The organism is Exiguobacterium sp. S3, assembly GCF_018617295.1.
In the GTDB taxonomy this organism is placed as follows: domain Bacteria; phylum Bacillota; class Bacilli; order Exiguobacteriales; family Exiguobacteriaceae; genus Exiguobacterium; species Exiguobacterium profundum.
The window spans coordinates 694,802-707,396 of sequence record NZ_JACSJW010000001.1 but is presented as its reverse complement, the minus strand read 5'-3'; the positions used below and the strand labels follow the sequence as shown (position 1 = coordinate 707,396).

The window sequence follows — 12,595 nt, the reverse complement described above, 5'->3', positions numbered from 1 at the left end:
AGGGGGAAAACGAACGTGAAACAAGAAATGCGTGAACTGATTCTCCAGCAAGTGAAGGAAGGCAAGATGACGATCGAGGAGGCGATGACGCAACTCGAACGTCTCGAGCGACTTGAACCGGAACAGGTTCAAGCGCTTGAAGAGCGACAGGATACAGAAAAGGTCGATGCCTATTCGGTTGAATCGCTCACAACGAAACTGACATCTGCAGTGGAAGGGCTCGTGACGAAACTTCGCGACAGCGACTTTTCATTCAGCTCGAACTTTGGTCCGGAAGTGACGTATTCGAAGTCGTTCCCGTTCACAGGTAGCGATATCTCGCTCGACCTGTTCAACGCGTCGGCTACGATTGTTTCGTCTGATGCCGAAGATTGTGAACTGATTGTCACGGGTCGTCCGCTTCGCCAACAAGATGCGGATAAGGCGCTCGAACAATTACAGTCTGCGGTTAAGCACTCTGTCATTGGTGATCGTCTCGTCGTTTCGCTCCGTGACAAACTCGTCCGAGCCCACGTGGAACTGTACGTCCCGCACCACCATTTCAACCGCCTTCTTGTTCAGACGTTGAACGGCGAAGTCCGTGCCGATGGTCTCGATGTCGAGAACGTTCGTGTGCAAACCGCAAACGGGCGTGTCGTGCTCCATGACGTGCATGCATCCGAACTATTACTGAACACTGGTAATGGGACAGTCGAGGTCGAAGGTGTCGAAGCGGAACTCGTTCACGTTCGGACCGGAAACGGTGCCGTCATCGTCGGTGGGAAGTACGATAAAGCCTCCCTCAAGACCGGGAACGGAAACATCCGCGCGGAACTGGCGACAGCTCGTCCTGCCAAGTTTGAACTCGCGTCACTCGCCGGAAACATTCGACTCGTGTTACCACATGGCGTCGAGGTCGAAGGGGAGCTCGAGACGAACTTCGGTGGTCTGCACTGCTTGCTTGATGAGCTCGAAATCATCCGTGACCGCAAGGACGTCGCACAGCGTCGTCTGGAATTCTTATCGGGTCGCGGTCAAACCCCTCGTATCGAAGTCGAGGCGGGGACGCGTACCGGTACAATCGATTTGGAGCACGGTTCGGTCTATACGCCATCCACATTCCTCGATGAAGATAAAGTGGAACCGGCTGACCCGGTCGATCCTGTCGACCCGGGCGATTTGAACAATCCGTTCCATCAACAATAAGAAAATCCCGAAGGCTGAGCCTTCGGGATTTTTTGATTATAGATTCATTTCGTACTCCATCTGTTGCCAATCCATCATCTGTGTATCAAACAGAGTGAAGGCGCTGATAGTAAACACGATGAAGAGGACCGGTCCGGCAATCAAGAGAATGATTCCAAGAAGGCGCATCGACTTCGAGCGATTCCAATAGAAGATGATGGCGACAATCATGGAGATGAGCGCTCCGGACAAGAAGAATCCGATGATGTTCAAGATGAACAAGAGCAAGATCGTCTCGTTTTTCGTCGCGGCATATTCTTTCCACATATCGATCAATGATTTGATGATGTAAACGAGTGACCCAATTCCAATCACTAGCGCAAATAAGATGACAATTCCGAATAAACCTCCCATTATTCCACCTCCTAGTAAGCCTATACCCTACATACGAACGGCGTAATAGGATGGTTTCAACAATTTTTTGACACGTTCTTCATCACTTCCCTAGCCCGTCTTAGAAAGAGCTATGATACAATAATGAGCGTGAAAGGGGCAGATACTGATGCAAAATATCGTACGTACCGCTCAAGTTGTTGAGCGTTTTAAACTTCAAGTCATTGCGGGAGAGGAAGGACTTCATCGTCCGGTCGCAACACCCGACCTGAGTCGACCGGGTCTCGTCCTTGCCGGCTATTATACGCACTATGCCAAAAACCGCCTGCAAGTGCTTGGGAAGACGGAGTTGACATTCTATGCGAGCCTCTCGGAAGAGAAGCGTCGTGAGCGCGCTAAAATCTTGTGTACGGAACAGACGCCAGGAATTTTAATCACGCGTGGCTTCGATATTCCGAAAGAAATCGAAGAAGAAGCGGAAACGGCAAACGTTCCGCTCATGCGGACGAATGCGGTGACGACCTCAATCGAATCACAAATCACGAACTTCCTAGAGATGGAACTCGCACCGATGACGGCGATGCACGGTGTGCTGGTCGATATTTACGGTGTCGGTGTCCTCATCAAGGGCCAGAGTGGTGTCGGTAAATCGGAGACGGCACTTGAACTCGTCAAACGAGGTCACCGCCTCGTCGCCGATGATTCGGTCGAGATTCGTCAAACGGGGGACCAACTCCTCGTCGGGTCAGCACCGAAGCTCATTCGTCACCTGCTCGAGATTCGTGGGATCGGCATCATCGACGTCATGACGTTGTTCGGTGCGGGGGCGGTGCGGTCGCATAAAAAGATCAGCCTCATCGTCAACTTGGAGAACTGGGACGCGGGCAAAGTATACGACCGTGTCGGACTCGACCACAATACGATGAAAATCATCGACAGTGAAGTCCCGCTCCTCACGATCCCTGTTCGACCTGGTCGAAACTTGGCGGTCATCATCGAGGTCGCGGCGATGAACTATCGTCTACAGAACATGGGAATCAATACGGCTGAAGAGTTCGCGCAACGTCTCGCGAACGCCATTCAGGATACTGAAGGAGACTTGTGAGCATGGTAGAACCGACATTTGATCGTGTGGCGTTTGAGATTGGCTCTTTGCCAATCTATTGGTACGGCATGATTATCGCCTTCGGGGCGATGCTTGGTCTCGTCCTCGCCTTATACGAAGCAAAACGTATCAATTATGATTCGGAACGACTCGTGGATGTCGTCATCTGGTCGATTCCGATCAGCATCGTCTTCGCACGCATTTATTACGTGACGTTCCAATGGGATTATTATTCAGAGAACCTCGGACAAATCATCGACATTCGTCAAGGTGGGATTGCCATTCATGGAGCCATCTTCGGTGCTCTCCTTGTCGTCATCGTCTATTGTATGCGAAAGTCGATGTCGTTCTGGAAAGTGACGGACATCTTGGCGCCATCGCTTCTTCTTGGACAAGCCATTGGGCGTTGGGGAAACTTTATGAACCAAGAGGCACATGGTGGCGAGACGACGCGTAGTTTCTTGCAAGATACGCTCATGCTACCAGACTGGATCGTCAATCAGATGTACATTGATGGGACTTATTATATCCCGACCTTCTTATATGAAAGTGTATGGAATATCATCGGGGTCATCCTTCTCGTCGCGTGGCGCATGATTGGCAATCCACGACGTGGGTATATCTTCTTGTCATACCTCGTCTGGTACTCAATCGGTCGCTTCTATATCGAGGGACTTCGTACGGACAGTCTCATGTCCGGAGATTTGCGTGCGGCGCAAATGGTGTCAATCGCCTTGATCCTCTTCGGTATCGTCACGATGATTCTTCGTCGCAAGGCGAAACGTTACAACGACCCATCAGAGAAAGGATTGTTTGATTAATGGATACGATCTTATTTGATTTAGACGGTACATTACTCGATACGAACCCACTCATTATCGCGAGTTTCCGCCATACTTTCGACTATTATTTCCCGGAACATACGTATCGGGATGAAGACATTTATCGATTCATCGGACCGACGCTCGAAAAGTCGTTCCGTGAACTCAACGAGCCGGAATGGAAAGAGATGCAAGCCTTCTATCGGAGCTTCAACATCGCCATGCATGACCAACTCGTCGCAGAGTACCCAGGAGTCATCGAAGGGCTATATCGCCTTCATGCGAAAGGATACAAGATGGGCATCGTCACGTCGAAAGGTCGTCCGGTAGTCGAGCGCGGTCTTCGATTGTTCAATATCGACCACTTATTTGACGTCGTCGTGACAGCGGATGATGTCGAGAATGAAAAACCTCACGCTGAACCGGTCGAGCGTGCACTACAAGCACTCGACTCGTCACCAGAACGCGCCGTCATGGTCGGAGACAACGACACGGATATCTTCAGCGGGAAAAATGCCGGAACGAAGACGGTCGCTGTCGGCTGGGCCCTCAAAGGGCGTCCATTCCTCGAATCGCTCGAACCGGACGTCATCATCGACTCGATGGAACATTTCGAGGCGTGGCTAGACGAGGTCAGTATTCATGCGTAAGACGACACGATATCACATCGAGGGACCGAATCCGCTTTGGCAAATGTATCAGACGATTCGCTTTCTGCGTGTCTTCAAAAACACGACGGTCGTTCTGGTCGGTCGTTACTTTCCGTCGGTGAAGGCAAAGCGTTGGCTTTACCAGACGTTCCTCGGGATGAATATCGGAGAATATAGTGCCCTTGCTCTCATGGTCACACCGGACGTCATGTTCCCGGAACGTATCACGATTGGTCGCAATACGGTCATCGGATTCAATTCGACGATCCTCTGTCATGAGTATCTCGTAGACGAGTATCGGATCGGGGACGTCATCATCGGTGATGGCGTATTGATCGGTGCGAACGTTACCATCCTGCCAGGGGTAACCATCGGGGACGGTGCCGTCATCGGCGCGGGCGCGGTCGTGCACCGTGACGTCTTACCAGGAGAGCGGGTCATCGGTTCAAAGCTTCAATCGTTGACACATATTTGACACAATTTTTCGCAAAATGTTTTCATGAGTATTTTGTTCATACAGAATCAATAATACTTGAGCGGTATCACTTTTTTTTAAAGAGATGCCGCTTTTTCATGGATAAATGTACAGAAATGAAGCTATCATATTTTCGTTCAAAAACAATTTTTGAACCTAGTAAAAAATATTCATTATAGAGGGAATATAGTCGCAATTTTTTTTAACTTTTTCAGTTGCCCTCGCTGTTCGAGTGCGGTATTCTTATCCCTGCAACTAAAAAAAGATTTAGAGATGATGTGGAGGATTTAGAATATGGAAGCGAACTATGAAGCAGTAATGACGCTACCCGAACCAGAATCTCCGCTCGCTGCGGAGCTCCACTACTATAGAGGTCGTCGTGCGTTACGTGAAGGTCGCCTGGATGAAGCGACTTTTTTCATGGCTGAAGCGACAGCGGCAGCCACGCATCGCGTCGACTATCATAAACAGTACGCAGAACTGTTATTTGAAGTAGGGGAGGTCTACCACGCCAATGACGTGTGGAAACGAGTATTAGAGCTCGATGAGACCGCAACAGAGGCACTGTATCACTTAGCAAGCAACTGTGCCTATGTCTCTCAATATGAGGAAGCGGCGCACTATGCATCCGAATATCTCGCCCGTGACACGAAAGGTCACTTCAGGGAAGCCGTGCAATCCCTTCTTGAACTGATCGAACTCGAACAAGAGTTAGAGGACGAGGAAGAAGACGAATTGATCACGTGGCATACGGAAGCGCAGCGTCAAATCGATAAAGGACGATTGTTTGCGGCAAAGGCGACACTCGAGCGTCTCATCGGTCAATATCCATCGTTTTGGCCAGCATACAACAATCTGTCGGTCGTCAGTTTTTACCTTGGTGATGACCAAGCGGCATTCCGGACGCTCGAATACGTGCTCGACCAAAATCCAGGCAACTTGCATGCAATCTTGAACACGATTCTCTTGCTCCATGAAGCGGGTCAATCGGAAGTGGCCCTGCAGTTGTCGACACCGCTCACACGTGTCCGTCCACTCCAATTTGACTTACGTTATAAATTAGCGACGACACTCGCGCTTGTCGGACATTACGACCGTGCATATGAAGAACTACGTCTATTGAAAGACCGCGGATTCCGTGGGGACCCATTGTTTGGGCATTGGCTCAGCGTGTCTGCCTATAAGACAGGACGACTTGAAGAGGCAGCCACCTACTTGAACAATGAAGAGATGAAACAGTTTGAAGAGAAACAAAGCTTCGACATCCGAGAAAACCTCGAATTTCGTTCGGCGCTCGTCCAAGGATTGCGTCAAGAGAGCGACTTGGCTCGAATCGAGATTATCCGAATCATCGCCAACTTAAAAGATGACGAAGCGTTCGAAGCGCTTGCGCTCACGAATGCGGTGACGGAAAACGAGACGGTCCGTGCGTTCGCAGAGATGTGTCGTGCCGACCTTTGTCAGCAACCGTTCAAAGGAGACGTCCGGATCAAGCGTGCGTTTGATGCGCTCGTCTTGGCTGAAGCACATGTATCAGAAGCGGAACGGATGAGCCTAGAGGGCGACTTCTATGAACGTTTCGCGACCCTTCTGTTGTCTGATGAATCATTCATGGACGTAACGGCATCGGCCGCTGCGCTCGTCTGGATGTTTTATACGAAACGGGACGCATTGATTCTCGAAAATTGTGCGAACGCCTTCCATCTCTCGGTCGACACGTTGACAGAGACGGTCCGTTCGTTCAAACGGACACTCGAACAAGCATAAAGATAGACGATACCCTTACAGGTTTCTTATACTAAAGGCAATCAATTTCTTGCAGAGGTGGAATCAACATGACAGAAGAAAAAATTTATGACGTCATTATCATCGGTGCCGGTCCTGCCGGAATGACCGCTGCGCTATATGCTTCACGTGCGAACCTTTCAACACTTATGATTGAACGCGGGATTCCAGGTGGTCAGATGGCCAACACGGAAGACATCGAGAACTATCCGGGCTATGACAGCATCCTTGGTCCTGACTTGTCTCAAAAAATGTTCGACCATTCGAAAGCGTTTGGTGCGGAGTATGCATATGGGGACGTGCAAAGCATCTCGGATGAAACACAATATAAAATCGTGCATGCGCACAACCGTGACTATAAAGCACGTGCAATCATCCTCGCCTCTGGTGCTCAGTATAAGAAAATCGGCGTACCGGGAGAAGAAGAACTCGGTGGCCGTGGCGTATCGTACTGTGCGGTATGTGACGGAGCGTTCTTCAAAGGGAAAGATTTGTTCGTCATCGGCGGTGGCGACTCGGCTGTTGAAGAAGGTGTCTTCTTGACACGCTTTGCGAACAAGGTGACGATCGTTCACCGTCGCGATGAGCTTCGCGCTCAGAAGATTCTTCAAAAACGTGCGTTCGACAATGAGAAAATCGATTTCATTTGGAACCACACATTGAAAGAAATCACAGAGAAAGACGGGAAAGTCGGTGGAGCTCGTCTCGTCAGCACAGTTGACGGGACAGAGACAGACCACGAGATTGACGGCGTCTTTATCTATATCGGGATGAACCCGATTACAGGATTCGTTCAAGACCTCGGCATCACGAACGAACAAGGTTACATCGTCACGAACGAGGCGATGGAAACGAATATCCCAGGGATTTTCGCGGCCGGTGACGTCCGTGAGAAAACGCTCCGTCAAGTCGTCACAGCGACGAACGACGGGTCGATTGCCGCTCAGAATGCTCAACACTTCATCGAGGGGCTCCTCGAATCGTTGCAAGAACAAAACGCATGATTCAAGAAGGTAGGACTGCGGGGAACCGCGGTCCTTCTCTTTTTTTCGGACGTTCGTTATACTAGATGGAGAGAGCTACACACACGGCTCGGTTGTCAATTTTAAGGGGGCGTCAGCGAGATGGAAGACTTTAAAGGATTAGAAGAATTGATCATCATCAGTGGGATGAGCGGGGCTGGAAAGTCGGTCGCCATGAATAGTTTCGAGGACCTCGGCTATTTTTGTGTCGACAACTTGCCACCGGTGCTCTTGCCACAATTGATTGATGTCATCAGCTCGGTCCGACCGAAAATCGCGGTCGCCATCGATACACGGACACGAGACTTTATCGATAGCTTATTCATCGTCATCGACGATTTGGAAAAAAAGAATGTGCATCCGCACCTGTTGTATTTAGAGACGCGGGACGACGTGCTCGTTCGCCGTTATAAAGAGACGCGACGGTCCCATCCGCTCGCACCGGAAGATGCGCCACTTGTCGGCATCAAGATGGAGCGCGAACTGTTAGAAGGGTTCCGTGATCGGGCTCACACGCTGTATGATACGAGTGAATTGAAGCCTCAGATGTTGAAGGACCGCATCCTCCAACAATTCAATGAAGAACGGATCCCGTTCACAGTCAACTTCATGTCATTCGGTTTCAAACATGGGGTTCCGCTCGATATCGACTTGTTGTTCGATGTTCGCTTCATCACGAACCCATTCTATATCCCTGAGCTCCGTCCACTCACGGGTCAGACGACAGAAGTACAGGAATACGTCATGTCTCATCCGGAGGCACGAGCATTTTATAAAAAGTTGATCGACATGCTCGAGTTCCTTCTCCCGCAATATAAACGGGAAGGCAAGACGCAAGTCGTCGTGGCGTTCGGTTGCACCGGTGGGAAGCATCGGTCGATTACCTTCGCTGAGAAAGTGTCGGAGCACTTTGCTGAACGTTATAACGTGAAGACGGTCCACCGAGACCTCGCTCACGCGACGAAGGAGAAGTGACATGAGACGAGATCGGAAAGTAGTCGCTATCGGGGGAGGGACAGGATTGTCCACTCTCGTTCGTGGGTTGAAACATTATCCACTCGATATCACGGCAATCGTCACGGTCGGGGACGACGGGGGGAGCTCGGGACGTCTTCGTGACGAGTTTCATATGTTGCCTCCGGGCGATATCCGTAATGTCATCTTGGCATTGTCGGAAGTCGAACCGTTAATGGATAAGATTTTACAATACCGCTTCGATACGGGATTTGGTTTAGAAGGGCATTCCCTTGGAAACTTGATGCTCACGGCGGCGACCCACATCTGCGAAGGCTCGTTTGTCAAAGCAATCGATGTCATGTCGCAGCTCTTGAACGCACAAGGAAAAGTATTGCCGGTGACTGAGACGCTCATGACCCTCGCAGCCGAGTTTGAGGACGGCACCATCGTCCAAGGGGAATCCAATATCCCCCTTCATGAGCAACCGATCAAACGGATGTTTTTACTCGAAGAAGGCATTGAACCGGCCCCGGGCGTCGTCGAGGCGATTGAAGAGGCAGATGTCATCGTGCTCGGTCCAGGGAGTCTCTATACGAGTATCATCCCGAACTTGCTCATCCCAGCTGTACGGGAAGCCATCATCCGCTCGAAAGTCCCGGTCGTCTATATTTGTAACGTGATGACGCAACCAGGTGAGACGAAAGGCTATGACGCGATGAAACACTTGAAAGTCATCGAGTCGTACCTTGGGAAGGCATCGATTGACACGATTGTCGTCAACAACGAACCGATTGAAGAAGAGTATTTGGAGCGTTACCGTGAGGATGGATCGGAAGAGGTCCGCTTCGATCGGAAGAAGCTCCGGAACTATGGGACGAACGTTCTCGCTGGGGACATCGTCGACTATAATCGGGAGTATATCCGTCATGATTCCGACGCCATCGCCGGACTCGTCATGCAGCGGGTACTCCGCATCAAGAAGCCGCGCTCATTTCAAGAATTGGAACTGAAATAAAGATTGTTGGAAAGATAGAAAGGAGGGGGACTCGATGAGCTTTGCCTCAGATGTGAAGAAAGAATTGACACAACTCGAAGTGACCGACGCGGAAGCGAAAGCGGAACTGTCGGCACTCGTTCGGATGAACGGGGTCATCTCGCTCGCCCTTGGACGAGGTATGACCTTAGATGTCTCGACGGAGAACGCCTCGATCGCCCGGCGGATTTACTCGTTGATGAAACGCCTTTACGACCATCCGTTAGACTTGTTCGTACGGAAGAAAATGCGTTTGAAAAAGAACAACGTCTACATCGTCCGAGTGTCACAGCATGCGGAAACGATGCTTCGGGATCTTGAGATCCTCGGAGAGAATTACGAGATGATTCGGACACTGAACTCGGATATGACGGGGGACGAGAACTTAGCGCGCGCTTACTTGCGTGGCGCCTTCCTCGCAGGCGGGTCAATCAACCATCCGAAAACGTCCTCGTACCACCTCGAAATCTATAGCTTGTACGAAAACCATAACCAGGCACTACGTGATTTGGCGAACCGGTTTGAGTTGAATGCGAAGACGCTCGAACGGAAAAAAGGGCATATCCTGTATATGAAAGAAAGTGAAAAGATTTCGGACTTCCTCAAGTTGATCGGGGCGACCCGGGGTATGTTGGAGTTCGAAGACGCACGAATCATCAAAGATATGCGAAACTCCGTCAACCGTCTCGTCAACTGTGAGACGGCCAACTTGAACAAGACGGTCGGTGCGGCATTGCGCCAAGTCGAGAACATCAAGTTCTTGGAGCGGACGGTCGGACTCGACGTTTTACCGAAAAAATTGCGGGAAATCGCCGAACTGCGCGTCACGCATCAAGACGTCTCGTTACAAGAGCTCGGGGAGATGCTCGAGTCCGGTCCGATCTCGAAGTCAGGAATCAACCATAGACTTCGTAAAATTGACCAGATTGCCGAGCGCGTGCGCAGCGGCGATGAGATCGCATCCTCGTGATGCGGTTGCGCCAAAACCATTCTTCCTATATAATAAGCAATTGTGTATAGGTTTTATGAAAAGCGAGTAAAAGGAGCTTCATCATTATGTCGAATGAAAAGAAAAGATTATCGCTCACGATTGACGCTAAGCTCGACCAGGTCATCACAGAGCGTGCTAAAGAAATCGGAATTCCGAAAAGTGCACTCGTCACGTTCGCTACAAGCCTCTTCTTGAACCAGCTTCGTGCGGAAGAGTTGTTGAACGGGGACAAGAACGCAATCTACGAAGTCATTCGTAAGGACTACGAGTTGCTCACGAGCGTAAAGAATTTAGATAACTAAGTGAAAGGTTGACTCCGGTCAGCCTTTTTTAGTTGCATCTCTTTCAGAAATTTGGAATAGTGGTGATAATGAATTGGAACGGAGGTCGATCAAATGGGTCAAATCTTACTCATCCTACTGCTACAACTAATCTACGTTCCGGTGTTAACGCTCCGGACGATCATGCTCGTGAAAGGGAAGACCGTCATCGCCGGTCTATTCGGAACGTTAGAAACGCTCATCTATATTTTTGCGCTCGGCATCGTGTTCCAGGATCTGACGACGGTCGGTATGATCGTGTATGCGGTCGGCTTCGGGCTCGGAATCTTACTTGGCGGTTTCGTCGAACGAAAACTCGCTATCGGTTACAACATGATTCAAGTCCATACGAAAGAATATCCAGCGGAACTCATCCAACAGATGCGTGACAACGGATATGGAGTTACGCATTATCAAGGGCAAGGACGTGACGGGGTCCGTTACCGTCTTGACGTATTGGCAGCCCGTACCCGGATGAAAGAACTGCGTGAACTCGTCGAGAAGCATGAACCGAAAGCATTCCTCGTCGCATTTGACCCAATCGACTTCAAAGGCGGTTATATGATGAAAGGACTGCGTCGCCCGAAATGACGCACAAGACTCACGAAAGTGGGTCTTTTTTTGTTAGAGTAGGGATTTTATCTCGTGATAGGGAACTAGTGAAGAAAGGAGATGAGACCGTGAAACGAAATCGACGTGTGTGGATGATCTTACTGTTTGTACTTGTCGGGGCGGGAATCGTTTATTTCGCCATGACCTTATTTGGGGATGGAGAGGACAGTGTCAAGCCGCCGCTTCCAACGATTCGGGTTGGTTCGGTATCGGCAGAAGTGGAACAATCGACGTACTGTTGGGAGACCGGCAATCAAGCGACATGCGCCGATTACGGACTACCGGAAGCGGACGATCTTCAACTGATCACTGTCAAACCGGGAGACCGGATCGATGTCGTCTATCATGCAGAACCGATGACATCGAGTTTCAATCGAATCGAGGATGGAGAACTCGTCTCTTCCGAACTCGTCGTTCCGGATGAGCCGGGCATCTATCTCTATGAAGTCGGCGGAGAGTGGTCGCGAGGAGATAGCCGATACGTCTTCGGTGTCCGGGTCCCTGAAAACTAATGATTGACCTGCCTCTAAGGGGCGACTGTACAGTGAACGTAGGAGGTGGGGAAACAGTGATTCCAATCGGAAGAGTCGCCCATGTGACCGGATTGTCGGTCAAGGCGATCAAATTTTATGAAGCGCGCGGATTGGTCCGCCCGACGCGGACCGAGAATCAGTATCGAATGTACGGGATGGAAGAGATTCGACGGTTAAGTGAAATCAAACGATTACGTCAAATTGGACTCCGTCTAGAACAAATTCAATCGGGTCTACCGGTTGATACATTACTAGAAACACGATTGGATGAAGTCCAGGCAGAAATCGAACGACTTCATCGAATCGAGAGGCAGATTCGATTGATGCAATCAGGAGGGAACGACATGAAGATTCGATATGAGATGTTGAATGAAGCCATTTCAGTCTATGGATATGGTGGTACGTTAGAGGAGATCCCGAACATGTGGGCCAAACTTCAACCAGAATTGACGACAGACGAGTCGTACGGGGTCTGTCTCCCGCAGGAGAACGGTTATGTCGCGGGGATGACGAAGCCGGTGTCGGGAGAAAGTGCGCGAAGTGTCGAACTGACGAAAGGGAACTATATCGTCGCGACGGTGCAGGGAGGCATCCCGATGATTCCGTCTACGTATGAGCAGCTAGTAAACGTTCCAGACGTGACGCTACGAGACGCGGTCGACTTCGAGCGCTATATTCACGGTCAAGGTGGAGCGGACGACATCATTGAGATTTGGATGCCCATCGAATAGAAA

15 protein-coding genes are annotated in these 12,595 nt (G+C 50.3%); 14 read left to right on the top strand and 1 reads right to left on the bottom strand.

Annotation, left to right across the window (positions count from 1 at the left end; all coding sequences use genetic code 11):
• The first annotated feature begins 15 nt into the window (after positions 1–15).
• Positions 16–1,185 carry a DUF4097 family beta strand repeat-containing protein gene (locus tag KNO65_RS03680; protein ID WP_214730413.1) on the top strand — a complete coding sequence of 390 codons (1,170 nt, stop codon included), beginning with the start codon at positions 16–18 and terminating at the stop codon, positions 1,183–1,185.
• A 36-nt stretch (positions 1,186–1,221) separates the two neighbouring features.
• On the opposite strand, the gene KNO65_RS03675 is transcribed toward KNO65_RS03680, so the two are convergent.
• On the bottom strand, positions 1,222–1,578 hold the full coding sequence (locus tag KNO65_RS03675) for a hypothetical protein (RefSeq protein WP_214781699.1): 357 nt from the start codon (positions 1,576–1,578) through the stop codon (positions 1,222–1,224).
• 148 nt (positions 1,579–1,726) lie between these two features.
• Between KNO65_RS03675 and hprK the strand changes: the two genes are divergently transcribed.
• From hprK to KNO65_RS03610, 13 genes are all read left to right on the top strand, one after another.
• Positions 1,727–2,662 carry an HPr(Ser) kinase/phosphatase gene (gene hprK, locus KNO65_RS03670; protein WP_214781697.1) on the top strand — a complete coding sequence of 312 codons (936 nt, stop codon included), beginning with the start codon at positions 1,727–1,729 and terminating at the stop codon, positions 2,660–2,662.
• 2 nt (positions 2,663–2,664) lie between these two features.
• Complete coding sequence (lgt, locus tag KNO65_RS03665; protein WP_074036274.1) at positions 2,665–3,483, top strand: prolipoprotein diacylglyceryl transferase; 819 nt, start codon at positions 2,665–2,667, stop codon at positions 3,481–3,483.
• Entirely contained in the window at positions 3,483–4,133 is a 651-nt protein-coding gene (gene ppaX, locus KNO65_RS03660) for a pyrophosphatase PpaX (protein ID WP_159562639.1), read from the top strand. Before lgt ends, ppaX begins: the two co-directional genes overlap by 1 nt.
• Complete coding sequence (locus KNO65_RS03655; protein WP_074036278.1) at positions 4,126–4,608, top strand: acyltransferase; 483 nt, start codon at positions 4,126–4,128, stop codon at positions 4,606–4,608. Before ppaX ends, KNO65_RS03655 begins: the two co-directional genes overlap by 8 nt.
• Positions 4,609–4,902: 294 nt before the next feature.
• The gene (locus KNO65_RS03650) at positions 4,903–6,375 is read left to right on the top strand and encodes a tetratricopeptide repeat protein (protein WP_214781695.1); all 1,473 of its coding nucleotides are present in this window, start codon (positions 4,903–4,905) and stop codon (positions 6,373–6,375) included.
• A gap of 68 nt (positions 6,376–6,443) precedes the next feature.
• Positions 6,444–7,397 (top strand): thioredoxin-disulfide reductase, encoded by a 954-nt coding sequence (gene trxB, locus KNO65_RS03645; protein ID WP_074036283.1) that lies wholly within the window; start codon positions 6,444–6,446, stop codon positions 7,395–7,397.
• A gap of 120 nt (positions 7,398–7,517) precedes the next feature.
• Positions 7,518–8,390, top strand: coding sequence for an RNase adapter RapZ (rapZ, locus tag KNO65_RS03640; protein ID WP_031422867.1), 873 nt, complete (start codon positions 7,518–7,520; stop codon positions 8,388–8,390).
• A 1-nt stretch (position 8,391) separates the two neighbouring features.
• On the top strand, positions 8,392–9,387 hold the full coding sequence (locus KNO65_RS03635; protein ID WP_214781693.1) for a gluconeogenesis factor YvcK family protein: 996 nt from the start codon (positions 8,392–8,394) through the stop codon (positions 9,385–9,387).
• 34 nt (positions 9,388–9,421) lie between these two features.
• Complete coding sequence (gene whiA / locus KNO65_RS03630; protein ID WP_012726921.1) at positions 9,422–10,375, top strand: DNA-binding protein WhiA; 954 nt, start codon at positions 9,422–9,424, stop codon at positions 10,373–10,375.
• Between the two features lie 86 nt (positions 10,376–10,461).
• Positions 10,462–10,698 (top strand): hypothetical protein, encoded by a 237-nt coding sequence (locus tag KNO65_RS03625; RefSeq protein ID WP_012726920.1) that lies wholly within the window; start codon positions 10,462–10,464, stop codon positions 10,696–10,698.
• Positions 10,699–10,791: 93 nt separating this feature from the next.
• A complete protein-coding gene (locus tag KNO65_RS03620; protein ID WP_012726919.1) occupies positions 10,792–11,307 on the top strand; it encodes a DUF2179 domain-containing protein in 516 nt (171 codons plus the stop codon).
• Between the two features lie 89 nt (positions 11,308–11,396).
• A complete protein-coding gene (locus KNO65_RS03615; RefSeq protein WP_353047417.1) occupies positions 11,397–11,840 on the top strand; it encodes a hypothetical protein in 444 nt (147 codons plus the stop codon).
• 56 nt (positions 11,841–11,896) lie between these two features.
• The gene (locus KNO65_RS03610) at positions 11,897–12,592 is read left to right on the top strand and encodes a MerR family transcriptional regulator (protein ID WP_074036291.1); all 696 of its coding nucleotides are present in this window, start codon (positions 11,897–11,899) and stop codon (positions 12,590–12,592) included.
• The last annotated feature ends 3 nt before the right edge of the window (positions 12,593–12,595 follow it).